The following is a 21,165-nucleotide window of genomic DNA, read 5'->3' on the forward strand; positions in this document are numbered from 1 at the left end:
GCCGACGGTCAGCCGGTGGCCGATGCCCGGTCGATCACCGAACCTTTTTCCACCTGGCCAACGCGGCGTGTCCGCCCCGACCCGCGCCTGCGGTCAGCGCGGACCGCAGGCCGGGTGGAAAACGCTTCACTCCGGTGGCCGCCACTGGGCCGCCACGCTCGCCGCGCTGCCCAGCAGCCGGGGCGTGATGGTGCCGAGGGCGGCGTCCCGGGCGCGCAGCGCCAGCCGCCCCCGGGCCTGCAACACCGCCGACATCCGCCGGGTCTGCCGGACCACCGTCACGGTCCGGGGACGGCGCAGCCGGTTGTACGACTCGACCGCCTCGCGCAGCGGCGCACCGGGGATCGCCTCCCGGACCAGCGAGCGCAGCGTCGCGGCGTCCTCCAGGGCGAGGCAGGCGCCCTGACCCAGATGGTGCGGCATGGCGTGCGCGGAATCGCCGATCAGCACCACCCCACCGGTGCCGGACGGGAAGCCGTACGCGCGGGGCAGCGGGCGCAGCTCGCGTACCTCCTGCTGGACCAGGTCCTCCGGCTCGGTGGCGGCGAGCAGGTCGCCGATCGGCGACGGCCAGTTCGCGAACCAGCGCCGGAGCAGGGCGAGCTGGGTGGCCGGTGGCTCGGGGCGGGACGCGCCGGCCGCCGTCGCCACCCAGTAGATCCCGCCCCGGGTGGAGCCGCCGGAGTCGCCGCGATCACCCAGCGAGGCCGCGACGAACCGGTAACCGGCGCCGAGTGTCTCGCCGTCCACCGGCCGGTCGGCCGGAAGCTGCGGCGCCCGGTACCACGGGATGACCGCCCGCCACGCCGCGCAGCCGGAGCTGACCACGGTGGCCTCCGGCGCGAGCCGGCGGCGTACCGTGCTGTCGATGCCGTCGGCGCCGACGACCAGGTCGGCCTCGTAGTTGCCGCGCCCGTCACCGACCGCCGGCCGGTCGCCGTCGCCGACCCGGACGGTCCGGACCTCGACGCCGGTCCGGATCTCCACCCGGTCGCCGAGGCCGGCGACAAGCGCGTCGTGCAGGTCCTCCCGGTGTACGACGACCGGCGCGCGTTCGCCCAGCCCGGGGCGGGGCTGCACCAGCCAGTGCCCGTCGGGGCGCCGGACGCCGACGTCGGGCAGCGGGGTCGCGATGGCGGCCAGCCCCTCGCCGAGACCGAGTGCGCGCAGCGCGCGTACCCCGTTGGGCCAGAGCACCAACGCGGTGCGCTCGGCGCGTACCCGGTCGGCCTGCTCCAGCAGGGTCACCTGCCACCCGGAGCGGGCCAGTGCCCCGGCGGTCGCCAGCCCGCCGATTCCGGCGCCCACCACCACGGCCGTACGCATCGGGCCGGCTCCCCCGCTCAACGGTCCCGGTCGGCGGTCCCCGGCGCGGCCCCGGCGTCGGCGGGCTCGCCGTCCCGGGCGTCGGCCGACTCTGCGGCGGCGGCCGGCTCCCCGGCGGCCTCGGACGACCCGGCCGGAGTCTCCGGCCGGCTCTCGCCATCGCCGCCATCGCCGTCATCGGTGGGCTCGCCGTCGGAGTCGCCGTGCTGGACCGAGGCCGGTTCGGCCGGCTCCTCGGCCGGCGGGACCTCCCCGGTCTCCTGGAAGCGCCGGAACTCCTCCTCGGTCACCACCCGGTACGCGGTGGGCGCGCCGACCGCCGCCGGCTCCCGGGAGACGTCGACCTGGGACACGTCGCTGGTGGCGGCATCGCCCGCGGCCAGCGGGGCGGGTGCGCCACCGACCGGCACCAGGAACTCCTGCGGACCCCGGACCCGGACGAAGTAGACCAGCGCGCCGAGGAAGACCAGGACCGCGGTCCAGACGTTCAGCCGCGCCCCGAGGATCTCGGTCGCCGGGTCGGTACGCATCATCTCGATCCAGAACCGTCCGGCGGTGTAGCCCATGACGTAGAGCGCGAAGGCCCGCCCCCGGCCGAGCTTGAGCCGCCGGTCGAGGAAGAAGACCAGGCCGGCGACGCCGACGTTCCAGAGCGCCTCGTAGAGGAAGGCCGGATGGAAGAGCCCGGGTTCGAGAACCGGGTTGCCGCTGTCGTCGCGGAGCGCGTGCCCGGGGTTGGTGGGGTCCATCCGGTGGATCTCCAGGCCCCACGGCAGCGTGGTCGGGCCGCCGAACAGCTCGTTGTTGAACCAGTTGCCGATCCGGCCGACGGCCTGGGCCAGCGGCAGGCCCGGGGCGAGGGCGTCGGCCACCACGGTCAGCGGCAGGCCGAGCTGCCGCACGGCGAGCCAGGCACCGACGGCGCCGCCCGCGACGGCGCCCCAGACGCCGAGCCCGCCCTCCCAGATGTAGAGGGCCCTGACCGGGTCACCGCCCTCGCCGAAGTAGGACCCGGGTGAGGTGATCACGTGGTAGATCCGGGCGCCGACGATGCCGAACGGCACCGCCCAGACGGCGATGTCCAGCACCGCCCAGGGGGCGACGCCACGGCGGCGCAGTCGCAGCTCGGTCACCACGCAGGCGACCACGATTCCGAGCACGATGCAGAGTGCGTACGCCCGGATCGGCACCGGCCCGAGTTGCCACACGGCGGTGGCGGGACTCGGCAGGGCCGCCTGAGGAGAGAGCGAGGCGAGGGTCACGGGTGCACAGGCTACCGTCGCGACCCCTGCCGGCGGCACCCCGGTCCGGTTGTCGACCCCGGGCGATTCCCGCCTGTTTCATCCCGTTACCTGCGTTGAGCTGGCCGGTCGTCCCTTTCCGCCACCGGCACGGCGGCCGGATCGAACACCGCGACTTCAGCGCTCGACGGTCCGCGGAGCAGTGCGAGGCAGCGACAACCGACCCGCGGAGCGGTGCGGGTCCGGGCAGCGACCGGCCCGGAGCGCGGGTACGAGATCAGCGGGGGCGACCGGTCCGAGCCCGGAGCCGGGCTACCCGTCAGCGTCGGATGGCTCGAACGCCCTCGGCCAGTTCGGCGCTGAGCGTGCCGAGCGCGGCCAGCCCGGCCGCCTCGTCGGGGGCGTCCAGCAGGCAGCGGATCAGGGCGCTGCCCACGATGACGCCGTCGGCGTACCGGCCGACCTCGGCGGCCTGTGCGCCGGTGCCGACGCCGAGGCCCACCCCGACCGGCAGCCCGCTGATCGCCCGGACCCGGCCGACCAGGGTGGGCGCGGCGTCCGAGGTCTTCTCCCGGGCACCGGTCACCCCCATCAGCGCGGTGGCGTAGACGAATCCCCGGCAGTGCTCGACGGTCAACGCCAGCCGCCGGTCGGTGGACGAGGGCGCGACCAGGAACGTCCGGTCCAGGCCGTACGCGTCGGAGGCGGCCAGCCACTCGCCGGCCTCCTCCGGGATCAGGTCCGGAGTGATCAGGCCGGTGCCGCCGGCGGCGGCGAGGTCCCGGGCGAAGGCGTCGACGCCGTAGCGCTCGATCGGGTTCCAGTAGGTCATCGTGACCACCGGAGCCCCGGTCGCCGCCACCGCCTCGATGATCCGCAGCGTGTCCCGGGTGCGTACGCCGCCGGCCAGGGCGATGTCGCTGGCCCGCTGGATGACCGGCCCGTCCATCACCGGGTCGGAGTAGGGGATCTCCACCTCGATCACGTCGACCCCGGCGTCGACCATGGCACGCATCGCGGCGATGCTGCCGTCCACGGTCGGAAAGCCGGCCGGCATGCAGCCGACCAGCAGCGCCCGCCCCTCGGCCCGGGCCTTCTCGAACGCGACCCCGATGCTCCGCTCGGACGTGGTGGCCATCCCGCTCACCTCTGGTCCCCGTCGAGGATGCCGAAGTATTCCCCGGCGGTGTGCACGTCCTTGTCCCCCCGGCCGGAGAGGTTGACCACGATGGTGGGCTCGCGACCGAGTTCGGCGGTGAGCTCAGGGATGATCTTCAGCGTGCCGGCGAGCGCGTGCGCGCTCTCGATCGCCGGAATGATCCCCTCGGTCCGGCAGAGCAACTGGAACGCGTCCATCGCCTCCGCGTCGGTGACCGGCGCGTACCGGGCCCGCCCGGCGTCGTTGAGCCAGGCGTGCTCGGGGCCGACCCCGGGATAGTCCAGCCCGGCCGAGATCGAGTGCGACTCGACCGTCTGCCCGTCGGAGTCCTGCAGCACATAGGTGCGGGCGCCGTGCAGCACTCCGGAGGACCCGCCGGTGATACTCGCCGCGTGCCGCCCGGTCTCCACACCGTCGCCGCCGGCCTCGAAGCCGTACAGCCGGACGTCGGTGTCCGGCACGAAGGCGTGGAAGATGCCGAGCGCGTTGGAACCGCCGCCGACGCAGGCGGTCACCGCGTCCGGCAGCGCGCCGGTCAGCTCCAGGCACTGCTGCCGGGCCTCCACCCCGATGCCCCGGACGAACTGGCGGACCATCGCCGGGAACGGGTGCGGGCCGGCGGTGGTGCCGATCAGGTAGTGCGTCCGGTCGACATTGGCCACCCAGTCCCGCATGGCCTCGTTCATCGCGTCCTTGAGGGTGCGCGAGCCGGCGGTCACCGGGACGACGGTGGCGCCGAGCATCCGCATCCGGGCGACGTTGAGTGCCTGCCGCTGGGTGTCCAGCTCGCCCATGTAGACCACGCACTCCAGATCGAGGTACGCGGCCGCGGTCGCGCTGGCCACCCCGTGCTGGCCGGCGCCGGTCTCGGCGATCACCCGGGGCTTGCCCATCCGCTTGGTCAGCAGCGCCTGGCCGAGCACGTTGCGGACCTTGTGCGCGCCGGTGTGGTTGAGGTCCTCGCGCTTGAGCAGCACCCGCGCCCCGACCCGGGCGGAGAGCCGCTCGGCCCGGTAGAGCAGGGACGGGATGTTGGCGTACTCGCACAGCATCCGGGTGAACTCGGCGGTGAACGACTCGTCGGCCAGCGCCTCCCGGTAGGCCGTGTCGAGTTCGTCGAGCGCGGCGACCAGCGCCTCGGGGACGAACCGGCCGCCGTACGGGCCGAAGTGCCCGGCGAGGTCGGGCAGCGCCGCCTCCCCGGTCGGCAGGATGGCGGCGCTCATGCCGGCACTCCGCTTCGCTCCGTGCCGCCATGAGGCACAACCGCACTGAGCCGACAGATCCGCTCGCTACGCTCGCTCATCCCGGCACTCCGCTTCGCTCCGTGCCGCCATGAGGCACAACCGCACTGAGCCGACAGATCCGCTCGCTACGCTCGCTCATCGGACCGGCCGGGGGGTTGCCGGGTGGTTGCCGGCGTTGACCAGCTCGGCCACCGCCTCGCGGGGACTCTTCTGGGTGACCAGCCCCTCGCCGACCAGTACGGCGTCGGCGCCGGCCGAGGCGTACCGGATCAGGTCGTGCGGGCCGCGTACCCCGGACTCGGCAATCTTGACGACCTTGTTCGGCAGGCCGGGGGCGATCCGCTCGAAGACCGACCGGTCGACCTCCAGGGTGCGCAGGTTGCGGGCGTTCACCCCGATCACCCGGGCACCGGCCTCCAGGGCGCGGTCCGCCTCCTCCTCGTCGTGCACCTCGACCAGTGCGGTCATGCCCAGCGACTCGATCCGCTCCAGCAGGCCGACCAGGACGTTCTGCTCCAGCGCGGCGACGATCAGCAGCACCAGGTCGGCGCCGTGCGCCCGGGCCTCGTGTACCTGGTAGCTGGAGACGACGAAGTCCTTACGGAGCACGGGAATGTCCACCGCGGTCCGGACCGCCGCCAGGTCCTCCAGCGAGCCGCCGAACCACCGCCCCTCGGTGAGTACGCTGATGCAGCGCGCCCCACCGGCGGCGTAGTCACCGGCCAGGTCGGCCGGATCGGCGATCTCGGCGAGCTGCCCCTTGGACGGCGAGGAGCGCTTCACCTCGGCGATCACCCCGACGCCCGGACGGCGCAGTGCCGCGTACGCGTCCCGGGGTGGCGCGGCCGCCGCCGCCAGTTGCTTGATCTGCTCCAGCGGCACCTCTTCCTGCCGCCGTGCGACGTCCTCACGGACTCCGGCGAGGATCTCGTCGAGCACGTTGGCGGACGTGGCCGATCCGGCTTCGTCTCCCGCCGTGTGCGGATGCTCAGCAGTCACCAACGGACTCCCCTCTCCGGGTGTCATGGGCCGATGCTAGGCGCCGCCACCGGACGGACGCCCTCGGGGGTATGGCGTGCTTCACGAGATGGGCTGGGGCATAATGGCCGACCCTGTGAGCGGAATGTCACGCTGCGCCATCAAGGGCGCCCGCGCAGCTCGCCCGCACCCGGCGGTGCCCGGGGACGACGGCTGTGACCGACGTCAAGGAAGCCGGACCCGGCAGCGGGAGTTGTCCCGGATGGTGGACCGGGCCCGGGACGAACCGTTGATCCGGGGGTGACCGGCCGGAAACACCGGATGGGCACCATCAACGTCGGGCACACTGGTCGCGGGGCCGCCGCTGACCAGTCGGATCGATTCCGTGCGGGGAAGACCATGAGCGCTGCGAAGCCTGACTCGACCATCGACCTGACCCGCATCCCCCGGGCCGTACTCTCGGTCGCCGTCGGCATGGTGCACAGCGTGGAGCGGGCGGTGATCGGCGACGCCCGGATGCGGACCGCCCGGGGCAACGCCTGGGAGGCGATCTGCGCGGACCGGGACCGGGCGCTGCGCCGCGACGAGATCCGGGCCGTGGTGGCGGCGCTCGCCGCCGCACCACCGACCGGACCCGTGCACGCCGCACGCGGCGACACCGCACGCCCGTCCGGCGGTCAGGTCACCCGCACCGCGGCGGTACCCGGCCCGACCACCGGCCGCGGTGCCGCGCGACGCGGTGCGACGGCCGCCCGGCAGCCGGTCAGCTAACCGTCGGGTCCTCGCCCCGGTCCAGCGCGTCCCAGGCGGCCGTCGTCCGTCGGCCGTCCACCCGGCCGTCGGAGGCGAGCACCGGACTCTCCCGGCCCGCCCCGGCCGGCCGGGCCCGCTCGTAGCGGGCACCCATCACCGGCCATCCACCGCTCCGCACCGCCGTGAAGCCGCCGGCCGCGCCGGCCAGCAGGCCACCCAGCACGCAGAGCAGTGGCCAGCCGGCACTCACCTCGCCACCGGTGCCGAACCCGGCGTAGCCGGCACCGGCCGCCACGCCGACACCGAGGAGCGCCAGTAGCCCGCCGACCAACCGGCGCCCGATCCCCCGGGTGCCGAGCACGGCTCCGGCGGCGGCCAGCCCGACCAGGGCCAGCGCCGGCAGCCAGGGCAGCAGGTCGCCGCCGGTCCGGGTCACCCGGCCGGGGGGCAGCGGCGCCGGACGGGCGGTCAGCTCGACGGACCAGGTCCGGGTCGCCGCGAAGACCGCCAGGCCGGCACCGAGCAGGCAGAGCAGCACGGCGTACGTCAACTCCCGCCGCCCCGCCGCCCGGGCCCGGTCGGTGTTCACCGGGCCGGCCGCAGCGTCTCGGCCGCCGCGATCGCGGCCAGTACCGCCGCCGCCTTGTTCCGGGTCTCCCGGTCCTCGGCAGCGGGGTCGGAGTCGGCGACGATCCCGGCACCGGCCTGCACGTACGCCCGACCGTGCCGGATCAGCGCGGTCCGGATCGCGATCGCCATGTCCAGGTCGCCACCGAAGCCGAAGTAGCCGACCGTGCCGCCGTACAGGCCGCGACGGGTCGGCTCCAACTCCTCGATGATCTCCATCGCCCGTACCTTGGGTGCGCCGGAGAGGGTGCCGGCCGGGAAGGTGGCGGCCAGTGCGTCGAACGCGGTCCGGTCCTCCCGCAGCGTCCCCACCACCGTGGAGACGATGTGCATCACGTGGCTGTACCGCTCGATGGTGGCGAACTCCGGCACCTCGACCGTGCCCGGCCGGCAGACCCGGCCGAGGTCGTTGCGGCCCAGGTCGACCAGCATCACGTGCTCGGCCCGCTCCTTCGGGTCGGCGATCAGCTCGGCGGCCAGCCGGCCGTCGTCGGCCGGGCTGCTCCCCCGGGGGCGGGTGCCGGCGATCGGGTGCAACATCGCCCGGCGCTGGCCGTCGGCGCTGTTGCTGACCTTCAGGTGCGCCTCCGGGGACGACCCGACGATGTCGAAGTCGTCGAACCGGAGCAGATACATGTACGGGCTCGGGTTGGTGGCCCGCAACACCCGGTAGACGTCCAGCGGGTCGGCCGCGGTCTCCCGCTCGAAGCGCTGGGCCAGCACGATCTGGAAGCACTCGCCGGCCCGGATCGCCTCCTTGGCCGCCTCGACCGCCTTCGGGTACTCCCCCTCGGCGGTCCGGCTGAACACCTCACCCGGGGAGGGCCGGTCGACCGTGGCGATCATCGGCGGGATCGGTCGGGACAGCGCGGTGGTCATCGCGTCCAACCGGCCGACCGCCTGGTGGTACGCGGCGGTCACCTGGGCCGCCCGCTCCGGGTCGTCGGCATCGGCGTCGGCCGCCCCGTCGGCACCGCGCGTCGAGCCGTCGGCGGTGCCGCTCGGCGGTGCCGGCAGCAGGGCGTTCGCCACCAGGATCGCGGAGCCGTCGAAGTGGTCCAGCACGACCAGGTCGGTGGCGAGCATCATGCCCAGTTCGGGCAGGCGCAGGTCGTCCTCGGTCAGCGACGGCAGCCGCTCGAACCGGCGTACGACGTCGTAGCCGAGGTAGCCGACCATGCCGCCGAGCAGCGGTGGCCTGGAGTCCCGCTCGGATCCGACCGGACCGTGGACGGCCGGGCCGGTCAGCGCCGCCACGGTGGCCCGCAGCGCCGCCATCGGGTCGCCGCCGGTCGGCAGGCCGGCGGGGGGCATACCGAGCCAGTGCGCCTGGCCGTCCCGCTCGACCAGGGTGGCGGCGCTGCGTACCCCGACAAAGGAGTAGCGCGACCAGGCGATCCCGGCCGCACCGGCCCCCTGCTCCGCCGACTCCAGCAGGAACGTCCCGGGCCCGCCGGCCAGTTTGCGGTAGACCCCCACCGGGGTCTCCCCGTCGGCGAGCAGCCGCCGGACCACCGGCACCACCCGCCGGGTCCGGGCCAGCTCGCGGAAGGTCGCCTCGTCCGGGCTCACCGCTCCGGTGGTCATCGGGTCACCGCCCCAGCGTCGGTCATGTCGTCGGCCCGGCGGAGGTCGCCCCGGTGACCGGCAGTTCGTCGGAGAAGCAGGTCCAGTTTCCGGTGTGGCAGGCCGCGCCCACCTGCTCGACGCTGACCAGCAGGGCGTCGCCGTCGCAGTCCAGCGCGACCGAGCGGACGTACTGGTGGTGGCCGGAGGTCTCGCCCTTGACCCAGTATTCCCGCCGGCTGCGCGACCAGTAGGTGGCCCGGCCGGTGGTGAGGGTGCGGTGCAGCGCCTCGTCGTCCATCCAGGCGACCATCAGCACGTCACCGGTGTCGTGCGCCCGGACCACGGCGGCGACGAGTCCGTCGGGGGTACGGCGCAGGCGCGCGGCGATCGCCGGATCGAGGGCCGAGGGCCGCGCGGGGCCGCTGCGCGCCGGCCCGGGCGCGGTCACCGGGGAGAGATCGGGTACGGGCATAGTTCCCGATTGTTTCGCACGCGGCACCGGAACCGTCCACCCGTCCCCGCTGCCGGCCCCCGAAGTGGCCCGCGCCACGCCTCCCGGCGGGCTGACCGCCCCCGGCGGGCTCACCGCCCCGGTCGGGTCCGGGCCGGCGAGTTGGGCGACGTAGCGGTCGAGCCGGCCGTCGCGCAGGGCGGCGGCGAGATCCGCGCCGACCACCTCGGCCAGTTCCTCGGCGTACGGACGGGCCAGCGCCACCGTGCCGACGACCAGGCGGTACGCGGCGGCGTGCAGCCGGGGCAGGGTGTCGGGGCGCAGCCCGAGGCAGGTGAGTATGTCGTCGCGGTAGCCGTCCGGCGCGACCGGCAGGTCCAGCGCGGCGGCCAGCGCGTCCCGCCGGCTGGCCACCGTGACCGCCGGGTTGGCGAGCCGGAGCACCGACGGGCAGCGCCGGGCCAGTTCGGCGGCGGCGAGCCGGGCGTCGTACTCGGCACCGCTGGCCCGGGCCCCGCCGACCTTGCCCAGCGCGGCCACCAGTTCCGCCAGATCGGGGTCGGCGGGGCGCTGGCGGATCTCGGACACGTCGACGGACGAGCGCCAGGCGCCGTGTGCCCAGAGTAACCGTATGGGCGCGACGACCGGCAGTCCGAAGGACCATTCGGCGGGCTGGTCGAGCCGTTCGAGCCAGGATTCGACGTCCCGGACGGCGACCGAAAGGTGGGTCAGCCGGCCGCCCGCCTCCACCAGAAAGGCCGGATAGGCGGCGTACGGCCCCCCGCTGACCAGGACATCGATGTCCACGTCGCTGTACGGGGTGGCGGCACCCCGGGCATAGCTGCCGCGCAGCAGCACCCCGACGACGGGCGGGCCGGGCATCCGGCGCAACCGGTCCGTCCAGTCGTCGAGGAACCCAAGTTGCCGTAACGGACCGTGACCCACGGCGTCATCGTGCCGCAGCTCCGATCATGACGCAACGCCCGATCATGCGTTGCCTGGGCGTTTCGTCCGTTACATACCGATAAATCGCATTGACTGCTCCGGGTAACGTTCGCCGGCCGCCACGCCAACCGGTACCGCGGTGGAGAGCCGGGCCACCTGGTCGCCGGTGAGCCGCAGGTCCACGGCGGCGGCGTTCTCCTCCAGGTAACGCACCCGCTTGGTGCCGGGGATCGGCAGGATGTCGTCGCCCTGGGCGAGCAGCCAGGCCAGCGCGGCCTGCGCCGGGGTACAGCCGATCTCGGCGGCCACCGCCCGGACCCGGTCGACCAACTCCAGGTTGGCGCCGAGGTTCTCCTCAGCGAACCGGGGCACCCGGTTGCGGAAGTCCTCCGCGTCGAGCTGTTCCCGACTGCTGATCGTCCCGGTCAGCAGTCCCCGACCCACCGGCGAGTACGCCACCAGCGCCACGCCCAGGTCCCGGCAGGTCGCCAGCATCTCCCGCTCGACGTCCCGGCTGAACAGCGAATATTCCATCTGCACCGCCGCGACGGGATGCACGGCGTGCGCGGCCCGCAGCGTCGCCGGGCTCACCTCGGAGAGCCCGATGAACCGGACCTTGCCGTCGACCACCAGGTCCGCCATCGCCCCGACGGTCTCCTCGATCGGCGTGGCCGGATTGCGCCGGTGCAGGTAGTAGAGGTCGATGGTCTCCACCCCGAGCCGGGCAAGCGAGGCGTCGCACGCCTCGCGGGCCCACTCCCCGGAGCTGTCGACGTACGCCCCCGGCGAGGCGGTGGTGCTGCCCTCGCCGGTGAACCGGTTGCCGAACTTGGTCGCCAGGAACACCTCGTCGCGACGCTTGCGGACCACCGGGCCGAGCAGTTCCTCGTTGTGCCCCCGCCCGTACATGTCGGCGGTGTCCAGGTGGTTGACGCCCAGGTCGAGGGCGCGGTGCAGGGTCCGGGTCGACTCCTCGTCGTCCGCGGCCCCGTACGCCATGCTCATTCCCATACAGCCGAGCCCGATCGCCGACACCTCCGGCCCGATGGCACCGATCCTGCGCTTCCGCATCGCTTCCGCTCCGTCCGCCGTACGTTCCGTCTGCCCGGTCCAGGCTTCCACTTCCGCACCGACCCGGCCATCCCGACCGGCAATCGCCCGCAGCCGGCGATTGTCCGCGACCAAGATTTCAACTAGCGTTGATTTCAACACTTGATGAGTTTCTGAGGGAGGCTCCAATGGAGACCGCGATCGAGGTCCGCGACCTCGTCGTGACCCGCGGGAAGCGGCAGGTGCTGCACGGGATCAACTGCACCGTCCCGCGTGGCAGCGTCACCGGCCTGCTCGGCCCGAGCGGCAGCGGCAAGACCACGCTGCTACGGGCCATCGTCGGCGTGCAGATCGTGTCCGGCGGCACCGTCACCGTGCTCGGCGAGCCGGCCGGCACCCGCGGCCTGCGGCGGCGCCTCGGCTATCTGACCCAGGCGCCGAGCGTCTATCCGGACCTGACCGTCCGGGAGAACACCCGCTACTTCGGCCGGCTCTACGGCCTCGGTCGGGCCGACTCCGACCGGGCGATCTCCGACGTCGGCCTGGCCGACGCGGCCGACCAACTCGTCGGGACCCTCTCCGGCGGTCAGCGCAGCCGGGCCTCGCTGGCCTGCGCCCTGGTCGGCCGCCCCGAGGTGGTGATTCTCGACGAGCCGACGGTCGGCCAGGACCCGGTGCTCCGGGCCGAGCTGTGGCAGCGGTTCCACGCGATGGCCGCCGAGGGCACCACGCTGCTGGTCTCCAGCCACGTGATGGACGAGGCGGCCCGGTGCGACCGGCTGATGCTGATCCGGGAGGGCCGGCTGATCGCCGACGACACCGTGCCGGCGGTACGCACGGCGGCCGGCACCGACGACCTGGAGGAGGCGTTCCTGCGGCTGATCCGGGCGAACGAGCTGGCCGACCAGGACCGGTTGACCCGCACCGGCGACGGGAGGCCGGCCCGATGAACCCGCGGATCCTCGCCGTCACCACCGGCCGCATCCTGCGCCAACTGCGGCACGACCGGCGTACGGTGGCGATGCTGCTGGTGGTGCCGGTGGTGCTGGTCACCCTGCTCTACTACATGTTCGGCGACCAGCCCGCGTCGCCGGGACAGCCGGCCATCTTCGACCGGATCGCGCTGGTCATGCTCGGCGTCTTCCCGTTCGTGATCATGTTCCTGGTCACCAGTATCGCGATGCTCCGCGAGCGCACCTCCGGCACGCTGGAACGGCTGCTCACCACCCCGCTGGCCAAACTGGACCTGCTCTTCGGGTACGGCCTCGCGTTCGGGCTCGCCGCCACGGTCCAGGCCGGCGTCGCGGCCGGCGCGGCGTACTGGCTGTTCGATCTCTCCACCGCCGGCAACGCCGGGCTGGTGGTGTTGATCGCGGTGGTCAACGCCGTACTCGGGGTGGCGCTGGGTCTCTTCTGCAGTGCCTTCGCGCAGACCGAGTTCCAGGCCGTACAGTTCATGCCGGTCGTGGTGGTCCCGCAGATCCTGCTCTGCGGTCTGTTTGTCGCCCGCGACCAGATGGCCGGCTGGCTACAGGCGATCAGCGACGCGCTGCCCCTGTCGTACGCGGTCGAGGCGCTGCAGGAGGTCGGCACGCACGCCGAGCCGACCGGCACGATGTGGCGGGACGTGGCGGTGGTGGTCGCGGCGGTGGTCGCCGCCCTGGTGCTCGCCGCGGCAACGCTGCGGCGGCGCACCGGCTGACGGTCCGGCTCGCCGGTCGGCGCCCCACCGCGGGCGGCGCCGACCGGCACCGGAGGAAACGAGTACGAGGACGGCGATGGCACGACGGAGCGGACGGCGACCGGGCAACCCCGACACCCGGGAGGGGATCCTGAGAGCCGCCCGGGAGGCGTTCGCCGAGCGCGGCTTCGACCACACCTCGATCCGGGCCATCGCGACCGCCGCCGGGGTCGACCCGGCCCTGGTGCACCACTACTTCGGCACCAAGGACCAGCTCTTCCTGGCCACCATCGACATCCCGTTCGACCCGCAGGAGCTGCTGCCGCAGATCGCCGCCGGTGGGCTCGACAGGGTCGGCGAACGGCTGGTCCGGACGTTTCTGCGGGTCTGGGACTCCCCCGCCGGTACGGCCGCGGTGGCGCTGTTCCGGTCGGCGGTGAACAACGAGTGGACCGCCCGGCTGCTCCGGGAGTTCCTGGAGACCCAGGTGCTCCGCCGGGCGACCGGGATGCTCGAGATCGACCCGGCCGAGGCGCCGCTGCGCTCGTCGCTGGTCGCCACCCAGATGGCCGGCATGGTCATCGTCCGCTACATCCTGCGGCTGGAGCCGCTCGCCTCGGCACCGCCGGACGTCGTGGTCGCGGCGGTCGGGCCGACCGTGCAGCGCTACCTGACCGAGGACCTGACCCGGCTCACCGGCCGGCCGGCCGGTCCCGGCACGCCGAGCGGGCCGTAGCGCGCGGCCGATTCCCGGAGGTCAGCAGCCGATTCCCAGAGGTCAACGGCCGATTCCCGGAGGTCAACGGCCGATTCCCGGAGGTCAACGGTCGGACCACGCCTGGTCGGCAGAGCTGGCGACCGGGCACTCCCGGTCCGGGCGCTGCGACTGGTGCCGACGCCGGCAGAGCACCGGATGCAGCAGCTCGACCAGCTCCGCCCGGCCGGCGAGCGGGCGGGGGAAAGCGAGCCGGGCCCGGCAGCGGGTACCGCGTCCGCCGAGGGCCACCACCATGCCGTACCGGTCCAGCCGGACCACCCGGGGCGGCGGCTCGTCCGCACCGCCCGGCGGTACGAGGTCGCCGAGCTGGCGCCGGAGGAACGCGGCGATCTCCGGCCCGTGGTGGTCCGCGAGGTCGGCCAGCAGTTCCCGTTCCAGCGCGTGCAGCGGGTCCGGCTCGGCGGCGGCGTACTCGGCCGGTTCGACGTGCCGCACCGTGCCGGCACGTTCCAGCCGGATCTCCGCCGGCTCGAACCGGTAGAGCGTGAAGCCCCGGCCGACGTCCAGCAGGTCTCCGGTCGGGATCACCTCGGCGAAGTCGACGGCCGCCTGCCGCGCCTCGACACCGGCGAGCGGCTCCGGCCAGCCGGAGATCCAGACCCGGCCGAGCGGCGGCGCCCCGGCGGCCGGCGGCAGGTCGCGGACGTCGAGCACCAGCGCGGTGCCCCGGCTGTCCCTGGTCGGCCGGAGCGCCGCGGCCAGATCACTGACGATCGAGACGAGCAGCAGTACCCGGCCGGACGAATCGGTGGCGTGCCGGACCTGGTGCGGCCCGGGCCGGTACGCGGCCTGGGCGGTGCCGGGAAGTCGACCGGCGGCCAGGGTACGGGCCACCTCCGCGGAGCTGGGCTGCATGACGTCGACCTCCGACGAGTTAGCCTGACCTTAGTAAGGGGAGGCTAACCTATCGCGCAGTCGGCGTCCATCTCGTCGCCGTCACCGCTCCTCGCCCGCTCCTCACCGGGTCTGCTCCAACCAGGACGCGTAGAGCAGGCCGTAGACCGAACCCGGGTCGCTGACCAGTTCCTCGTGCGGGCCCCGCTGCACGATCCGGCCCCGGTCCACCACGATCACCTCGTCGGCGGCCTGTGCGGTGGAGAGCCGGTGCGCGATCGCCACCGTGGTCCGGCCCCGGGTCACCGCGTCCAGGGTGCGTTGCAGGCGTACCTCGGTGGCCGGGTCGACCGCACTGGTCGCCTCGTCCAGCACCAGCAGGTCCGGGTCGGCCACGTACGCCCGGGCCAGCGCGACCAACTGCCGCTCGCCCACGCTGAGCGCCTCGCCGCGCTCCCCCACCGGCGTCGCCAGCCCGAGCGGCAGCCCCTCCACCCAGTCGCCGAGACCCAGCTCGGTGAAGGCCAGCGCCAGTTCCTCGTCGGTCAGCTCCGGCCGGCCGAACCGGACGTTCTCCGCCACCGTGGAGTCGAAGAGGAAGCCGTCCTGCGGCACCATCACCACCCGGGAGCGCAGCGAGCCGAACCGGACCCGGTCCAGCGGCACCCCGGAGAGCAGCACCGCCCCGCCGGACGGGTCCATCAGCCGGGTCAGCAGCTTCGCGAAGGTGGTCTTGCCGCTGCCGGTCTCGCCCACCACCGCGACCCGGGTCTTGGCCGGGATGTCCACGGTGACGTCGACCAGCACGGGCGGGCCGCCCGGATAGCGGTAGTCGACGCCGGCGAAGCGGATGTCGATCGGCCCGGCCGGCAGGTCGACGCCCTGCTCGCCGGGGTCGGCCACATCCGGCGCCACGTCGAGGACGTCCAGCACCCGCCGCCAGCCCGCCACCGCGTTCTGCGCCTCGTTGAGTACCTCGGTGGCGATCTGCACCGGCTGGATGAAGAGGGTGACCAGGAAGAGGAAGGCGGTGAGTTCGCCGATCCCCAGCGAGCCGTCGACACCCAGCTTGACGCCGAGCACCACCACCCCGGCCAGGGCCAGCCCGGCGGCGATCTCGCCGGTCGAGAAGCTGATCACGCTGGTCCGGATAGCCCGCTGCTGGGCCCGGCGCTGCGCGTCGATGGTCCGGTCCAGCCGCTCGGCGGTCCGGCCGGAGACCCCGTACGCCCGGATCACCGGCGCGCCCACCACACTCTCCGAGACCGCGGCCAGCATCGCGCCGAGCCGCTGCCGGACCACCCCGTACGCGGCGGCGAGCCGCTTCTGGAACACCCGGATCACCGCCAGGGCGGGGATGAACGCGCCGAACACCACCAGGGTCAACTGCCAGGAGTAGACCGCCATCACCACGGTGGTCACCACCACCTGACCGAGGTTGATCAGGAGGATGACCCCGCCCCACTGGAGGAACTGGGTGATCTGGTCCACGTCGCTGGTGACCCGGGAGACCAGCGAGCCGCGCCGCTCCGCCTGCTGGTGCAGGGTCGACAGGTCGTGCACGTGCCGGAAGGCCCGCACCCGTACCCCGGCCAGCGCCGTCTCGCTGACCGTGAACAGCCGGCGCATCATCAGGTAACCGCAGATCGTGGTCACCACCAGCACCGCCGCGGTGGCCGCGACCACGATGCCGACCACCCCGATGTCCGGCCCGCCGGGACCACGCAGCCCACGGTCGATGCCCTGCTGGATCGCCACCGGTACGGCGGCCCGGCCGACCATCGAGACCAGGGCCAGCCCGAGGGTGCCGGCCAGGCCGGTACGCAGCTCCGGGGAGAGCGCCAGCCCTCGCCGGAACGTCCCCCAGGCGCTCTCCGCCCGCTCCGGCACCGCCCCGGCCATGGTCGTGGTCGTGCTCACGCGTCCACCTCTTCGCCTCGCCGGGTCGCCGGATCCTCGTACGCCCGCTCCCGCTCCCGCTCCGCCTCGGCCCGCTCGTACGCCGTGACCAGCGCCGCGTACCCGGGCGTGGTACGCAGCAGCGTGGCGTGGGTGCCCCGGCCCACCACCCGGCCGTGCTCGACGTAGACCACCTCGTCGGCCAGCGCGATCGTCGCCCGCCGGTACGCCACCACCAGGATCGAGGCCCCCGGTCCCGGCGGGCCGTCGGCGTCGGCCGGCTCCGACCGCCCGCCCCGCAGCGCCGCCAGGATCGCTGCCTCCACCCTCGGGTCGACCGCGCTGGTGGCGTCGTCCAGCACCAGCAGCCGGGGCCGGCCGGCCAGCGCCCGGGCCAGGGTGAGCCGCTGCCGCTGGCCGCCGGAGAGCGCCGCGCCGCGCTCCCCGACCAGGGTGTCCAGCGCCTCCGGCAGGGCCGCCACGAAGCCGTCCGCCTCGGCCAGCCGCAGCGCCGCCCAGACGTCGTCGTCGGTGATGCCCTCCCGGCCGAGGGTGATGTTCTCCCGGATGGTGTCGTCGAAGACGAACGGCACCTGGGCGACCAGCGCGGTGTTGCCGGCGAGCGAGGCGGCGGTGAGGGAGCGCACGTCGACCCCGTCCAGGGTCACCGTGCCGGCGTCCGGGTCGACCAGCCGTACCGCGAGAGAGACGATCGTCGATTTACCGGAGCCGGTCGGCCCGACCAGCGCCACCGTGCGGCCGGCCGGCACGGTGAACGAGACGTCGCGCAACACCGGCACCGGCCCGGGTGCCGGCGGCTCGACCGGAGCCGGTTCGACGAGAACCGGCTCAGGGGAAGCCGGATCCGTCGGCGCTGCCACCCCGGTCGGCCGCGCCGCCGCCTCCGGCTGCTCGGTGGCCAGGCCCGGCTCGGCGGCGGCGGTCGCCGGCGGCGGTTCGGCCGGGGCGTACCCGAAGGTGACCCGGTCGAAGACGAGGGTGGCCGGGCGGCCGTCCCGGCGGTCCAGGGTGGTGTCGCCGTACGGCATCTCGCCGGTCGCGGTGAGCACGGACTGCAACCGGTCCCAGCCGGCGACGCTGCGCGGCAGCTCGGCGAGGACCCAGCCGATCGCCCGGACCGGGAACGCCAGCACGGTGAAGAGGAACGCCACGCTGACCAGTTCGGTGATGGTGACCGCGCCCTGGTTCAACCGGACCGCGCCGACCAGCAGCACGGCCAGGGTGCCGAGGCTGGGCAGGGTCTCCAGCATCGGGTCGAAGACGCCCCGCAGCCGGCCGACCGAGATCAGCGCGTCCCGCAGCTCGCCGGCCTGGGCCGCGAACCGGGCCGTCTCCCGGGCCTCCTGGCCCATGGTCTTGACCACCAGCGCCCCGTCGAAGCTCTCGTGCGCGATCGCGCTGACCTGGGCGCGCATCTGCTGCGCCCGGGCCTGCCGGGGCGCCATGCGTCGGGAGTAGACGACGTTCAGGGCGAACAGCGCGGGGAAGATCGCCACGCCGACCAGCGCGAGCACCCAGTCGGTGACGAAGAGCGAGCCCATCGCCGCGACCAGCATCACCAGGGTGCCGACCGCGAACGGCAGCGGCGCGATCGGGAACCAGGCCGCCTCGACGTCGGAGTTGGCGTTGGACAGCAGCGTGCCGGTGGCGTGCCGGTGGTGCCAGGACAGCGGCAGTTCCAGGTAGCGGCGGGTGATCCGGCGCCGGTAGCTGGCCTGCAACCGGTACTGCATGAATCCGGCGCCGAGCCGGCGGCCGAACATGCCGAGTACCCGGCCGAGGCTGACCGCGAGCAGCGCGGCGGCGCCGAGCAGCACCGCGGCCAGGTCGGCCCGGCCGGTCTCCAGCGACGGCACCACCACGTCGCCGACTACGGCACCGACCACGTACGCGCTGGCGATGATCAACAGGCTGTAGAGAACACTGCCACCGACCGCGACCGCGAAGATCCGTGGCTCGTCGCGGACCGCGTAGCCGAGCACTCTGATCCCCCGGATGAGTATGTCCCGGCTTGTCTTGCCCGCCACGCTGTCCCCCGCCGTAAGCCTCTTGCGTCCAGCTCATCCTTACTGATCAGATGCGGGGTTGACGAACCGATTGGCGTGGGTGATACCGACTCGGCCCTGATTGTGTCTGCTGTCACAACCGGGTCCCCGGTGCCGGACCGCGCGCGGGGCGGAGACGGCCGGGCCATGGCGCGCCGGTCGACCGGATCAGCATTTACGATCAAGGCATGCCCCGCTACGCGGACACGGAGCGACAGTCGCTGGCCGATCTCCTCCTGGCGATCGGGCCGGACGCACCCACGATCATCCCGGAGTGGGCCGCCCGGGACCTCGCCGCCCACCTGGTGGTCCGGGAGCGCCGCCTGGACGCGGCGGCCGGCCTGCTGCTCCCGCCGTTACGGCGGCACGGGGCACGGGTCCAGGCGGCGGTGGCCGGCAAGCCGTACCCCGCGCTGGTCGAGCTGGTCCGGCGTCCGCCCCGGTGGAGCCCGCTGGCGCTGCCGCCGGTCGACGAGCTGGCGAACCTGATCGAGTTCTTCGTGCACCACGAGGACGTCCGGCGGGCCCGGCCCGACTGGCAGCCCCGGCAGCTTCCGGCCGGGCAGCAGGCCGCGCTCTGGAAGCGCATCCCGACGATGGCTCGGATATCGCTGCGCCGGTTTCCGGCCGCGCTGCTGATCCAGGCGCCGGAGCACGGCGAGACCACCGCCGGAGCCGGCGGCGAGCAGCTCCGGATGGTCGGGTCGCCCGGCGAGTTGCTGATGTTCCTGTTCGGCCGGCAACGGGTCGCCCGGGTGCAACTGGTCGGCCCGCCCGCGCTCACCGAGCGGTTGCGGACCGCGAAACTCGGACTCTGACCCACGAGCCGGCCGGACGTGCCGATGCGCGCCTTCGCCCTGGCGTGGCTGACCCGGCCGCCCTTCCCGGAACGGGTCAGCGCGCACGTCGGGCAGGTCGGGCCGCAGTCGACCCGGTGGGCCGCCGAGCTCGGCCTGGTCGGCAGCTCCGCCGCGGCCCGCCGGCTGGACCGGGCGAACGCGGCCGACCTGGCCGGCCGGGCCTGCCCGGACGCCCGGCCCGAGCAGCTCCGGCTGCTGGCCGACCTGTTCACCTGGCTGTTCACCTTCGACGACCGCTGCGACGACGACGGGCTGGGCGACGCCCCGGGCCGGCTCGCCCCGGTCGTCGGGCAACTGCTCGACGTACTCGACCTGCGCGGCGGGCCGGCACCGCCCGGCTCGGCCACCGTCGCCGGCCCGACCGCCGCCGGCCTGCACGACCTCTGCCGACGGGTACGCGCACACGGCCCACCCCGGCTGCTGCTCCGGTTCGCCGCCCAGATGCGGGACTACCTGCTGGCGCTGCTCTGGGAGGCGGCGAACCGGGAACGGGACCGGGTACCGGCGGTGGCCGAGTACCTCCAGATGCGCCGGCACACCGGCGGGGTACGCCCCAGCTTCACCCTCACCGACCTGGCGTACGGCGGACTGGCCGAAGCCGTCTGCCAGGCCGACCTTGACGCGTCCCAGCTCGACGACCTCGCCGCCGACCTGGTCTGCTGGTGCAACGACGTCTTCTCGTACGCCAAGGAGCGCCGGCAGGGCCGGGACGGGCACAATCTGATCGTCGTACTGGCCCGGGACGCGGGGCGGGAGGAACACGCCGGACTCCTCGACGCGGCCCGCCGGTTCAACGCCGGGCTGCGGGCGTACCTGAGGCTGGAGTCCGAGCTGCTGGCCGGCGGAGACCCGGACACTTTACGGTTCGTCGCCGCCCGCCGGGCCTGGATCCGGGGCAGCTACGACTGGTCACTCGGGGCGGGCCGCTACCGCTGAATCCGCCCGCCGTGCGGCCGATGCGGCCAGCCGCGGCGCGACCGGTGCGGCCAGCCGCGGCGCGACCGGTGCGGCCAGCCGCGGCGCGACCGGTGCGGTCAGTCGTCGTCGCCGTGCGACTTCCAGGTCGGCACCGGCCTGCCGGCCACGCACTCGACCTCGACCTCGATCCGCCCACCCGAGCCGTGGAAGGTCACCTCGGCATCGTCGTCCGGGCCACGCTCGACCTCGCCGACCCGGTAGCCCTGGGCCGGGGTCCAGGCGGTCAACCACACCTGGCGGCCGGCGCACTCGGCCAGCACCGTACCCCCGGGGGTGGAGACCAGCCGGCGCGCGTCGTCCGCGCCGGCCGGCGAGCCCGGTGCGGCGGAGGGGATCGGCCCCGCGCTGGCGGTGCCGCCGGACGGCGCCGGACCGCCCGGCGGGACAGCGCCCGGCGGGACAGCGCCCGGGGCGGACGGCAGGGGGGTGGCGGCCAGCGCCCGGGCCACCTCGTCCGGGCTGCGCACCTCACCCGCCGGCCCGGTCAGCCCAGCCCCGATCACCTCTACGGCCGCCAGCCCGGTACCGGTCGCGACCAGCGCGGCGAGCAGCCAGCCGGCCACGGCGAGCAGGGTACGTCGACGCATGCTCCGATGATGCCCGCCGCCGTGTTAAGGCCGGCGCCGGCGGACCCTAAGGGACCGTTAACGGACCCGTTCCGCCGGCACGGCGCGCTGCCGGTGGGTGTCCGGCGGGACGGTCCGCGACGTGGCATACGACCAG

The 21,165-nt window shown here is 74.1% G+C and carries 17 protein-coding genes and 4 pseudogenes; 6 read left to right on the forward strand and 15 right to left on the reverse strand.

What is annotated here, in order from left to right:
• Nucleotides 1–126: 126 nt before the first annotated feature.
• The 5 genes from ACSMXO_RS32265 to trpC all read right to left on the reverse strand — a co-directional run bounded on the left by ACSMXO_RS32265 (nt 127) and on the right by trpC (nt 5,912).
• Nucleotides 127–1,326 carry an FAD-dependent oxidoreductase gene (locus ACSMXO_RS32265; protein WP_346262803.1) on the reverse strand — a complete coding sequence of 400 codons (1,200 nt, stop codon included), beginning with the start codon at nt 1,324–1,326 and terminating at the stop codon, nt 127–129.
• 17 nt (nt 1,327–1,343) lie between these two features.
• Nucleotides 1,344–2,588, reverse strand: a complete 1,245-nt coding sequence (lgt, locus tag ACSMXO_RS32270; RefSeq protein ID WP_455415013.1) for a prolipoprotein diacylglyceryl transferase — start codon at nt 2,586–2,588, stop codon at nt 1,344–1,346.
• Between the two features lie 298 nt (nt 2,589–2,886).
• Entirely contained in the window at nt 2,887–3,705 is an 819-nt protein-coding gene (trpA, locus tag ACSMXO_RS32275; RefSeq protein WP_346262805.1) for a tryptophan synthase subunit alpha, read from the reverse strand.
• Nucleotides 3,706–3,710: 5 nt separating this feature from the next.
• Nucleotides 3,711–4,952, reverse strand: coding sequence for a tryptophan synthase subunit beta (trpB, locus tag ACSMXO_RS32280; protein ID WP_346262806.1), 1,242 nt, complete (start codon nt 4,950–4,952; stop codon nt 3,711–3,713).
• Between the two features lie 156 nt (nt 4,953–5,108).
• Nucleotides 5,109–5,912 carry an indole-3-glycerol phosphate synthase TrpC gene (gene trpC, locus ACSMXO_RS32285; protein ID WP_346262821.1) on the reverse strand — a complete coding sequence of 268 codons (804 nt, stop codon included), beginning with the start codon at nt 5,910–5,912 and terminating at the stop codon, nt 5,109–5,111.
• Nucleotides 5,913–6,350: 438 nt separating this feature from the next.
• Here trpC and ACSMXO_RS32290 point away from each other — a divergent pair.
• A pseudogene (locus tag ACSMXO_RS32290) lies at nt 6,351–6,587 on the forward strand (hypothetical protein); the annotation flags it as partial.
• Between the two features lie 127 nt (nt 6,588–6,714).
• On the opposite strand, the gene ACSMXO_RS32295 reads toward ACSMXO_RS32290, so the two are convergent.
• The 5 genes and pseudogenes from ACSMXO_RS32295 to ACSMXO_RS32315 form a co-directional block, all read right to left on the reverse strand.
• On the reverse strand, nt 6,715–7,293 hold the full coding sequence (locus ACSMXO_RS32295) for a Trp biosynthesis-associated membrane protein (protein WP_455415014.1): 579 nt from the start codon (nt 7,291–7,293) through the stop codon (nt 6,715–6,717).
• A complete protein-coding gene (locus ACSMXO_RS32300; RefSeq protein ID WP_455415015.1) occupies nt 7,290–8,918 on the reverse strand; it encodes an anthranilate synthase component I in 1,629 nt (542 codons plus the stop codon). The genes ACSMXO_RS32295 and ACSMXO_RS32300 overlap by 4 nt, the downstream gene beginning before the upstream one ends.
• 22 nt (nt 8,919–8,940) lie before the next feature.
• A complete protein-coding gene (hisI, locus tag ACSMXO_RS32305; RefSeq protein ID WP_346262822.1) occupies nt 8,941–9,372 on the reverse strand; it encodes a phosphoribosyl-AMP cyclohydrolase in 432 nt (143 codons plus the stop codon).
• A gap of 237 nt (nt 9,373–9,609) precedes the next feature.
• Nucleotides 9,610–10,233 (reverse strand): annotated as a pseudogene (locus tag ACSMXO_RS32310) (nucleotidyltransferase domain-containing protein); the annotation flags it as partial.
• A 132-nt stretch (nt 10,234–10,365) separates the two neighbouring features.
• A complete protein-coding gene (locus tag ACSMXO_RS32315) occupies nt 10,366–11,367 on the reverse strand; it encodes an aldo/keto reductase (RefSeq protein WP_455415016.1) in 1,002 nt (333 codons plus the stop codon).
• Between the two features lie 167 nt (nt 11,368–11,534).
• Between ACSMXO_RS32315 and ACSMXO_RS32320 the strand changes: the two genes are divergently transcribed.
• The 3 genes from ACSMXO_RS32320 to ACSMXO_RS32330 all read left to right on the forward strand — a co-directional run bounded on the left by ACSMXO_RS32320 (nt 11,535) and on the right by ACSMXO_RS32330 (nt 13,763).
• Nucleotides 11,535–12,296 carry an ABC transporter ATP-binding protein gene (locus tag ACSMXO_RS32320; protein WP_346262810.1) on the forward strand — a complete coding sequence of 254 codons (762 nt, stop codon included), beginning with the start codon at nt 11,535–11,537 and terminating at the stop codon, nt 12,294–12,296.
• Entirely contained in the window at nt 12,293–13,048 is a 756-nt protein-coding gene (locus tag ACSMXO_RS32325; protein WP_455415017.1) for an ABC transporter permease, read from the forward strand. Before ACSMXO_RS32320 ends, ACSMXO_RS32325 begins: the two co-directional genes overlap by 4 nt.
• Before the next feature lie 76 nt (nt 13,049–13,124).
• Nucleotides 13,125–13,763, forward strand: coding sequence for a TetR/AcrR family transcriptional regulator (locus ACSMXO_RS32330; RefSeq protein ID WP_346262812.1), 639 nt, complete (start codon nt 13,125–13,127; stop codon nt 13,761–13,763).
• Between the two features lie 84 nt (nt 13,764–13,847).
• Here ACSMXO_RS32330 and ACSMXO_RS32335 read toward each other — a convergent pair whose 3' ends face one another.
• From ACSMXO_RS32335 to ACSMXO_RS32350, 4 genes and pseudogenes are all read right to left on the reverse strand, one after another.
• Nucleotides 13,848–14,660, reverse strand: coding sequence for a DUF2470 domain-containing protein (locus tag ACSMXO_RS32335; RefSeq protein ID WP_455415018.1), 813 nt, complete (start codon nt 14,658–14,660; stop codon nt 13,848–13,850).
• Between the two features lie 102 nt (nt 14,661–14,762).
• Nucleotides 14,763–16,541, reverse strand: coding sequence for an ABC transporter ATP-binding protein (locus ACSMXO_RS32340; RefSeq protein ID WP_455419361.1), 1,779 nt, complete (start codon nt 16,539–16,541; stop codon nt 14,763–14,765).
• 14 nt (nt 16,542–16,555) lie between these two features.
• Nucleotides 16,556–17,338, reverse strand: a pseudogene (locus ACSMXO_RS32345) (ABC transporter ATP-binding protein); the annotation flags it as partial.
• Between the two features lie 123 nt (nt 17,339–17,461).
• Nucleotides 17,462–18,586, reverse strand: a pseudogene (locus ACSMXO_RS32350) (ABC transporter transmembrane domain-containing protein); the annotation flags it as partial.
• Nucleotides 18,587–18,792: 206 nt separating this feature from the next.
• On the opposite strand from ACSMXO_RS32350, the gene ACSMXO_RS32355 reads away from it, so the two are divergent.
• On the forward strand, nt 18,793–19,422 hold the full coding sequence (locus tag ACSMXO_RS32355; protein WP_455415019.1) for a TIGR03085 family metal-binding protein: 630 nt from the start codon (nt 18,793–18,795) through the stop codon (nt 19,420–19,422).
• A 24-nt stretch (nt 19,423–19,446) separates the two neighbouring features.
• Complete coding sequence (locus ACSMXO_RS32360; protein WP_455415020.1) at nt 19,447–20,400, forward strand: terpene synthase family protein; 954 nt, start codon at nt 19,447–19,449, stop codon at nt 20,398–20,400.
• Between the two features lie 98 nt (nt 20,401–20,498).
• On the opposite strand, the gene ACSMXO_RS32365 is transcribed toward ACSMXO_RS32360, so the two are convergent.
• Nucleotides 20,499–21,029 carry a septum formation initiator gene (locus ACSMXO_RS32365; protein WP_455415021.1) on the reverse strand — a complete coding sequence of 177 codons (531 nt, stop codon included), beginning with the start codon at nt 21,027–21,029 and terminating at the stop codon, nt 20,499–20,501.
• Nucleotides 21,030–21,165 lie beyond the last annotated feature (136 nt).

The organism is Plantactinospora sp. DSM 117369, from assembly GCF_053764795.1.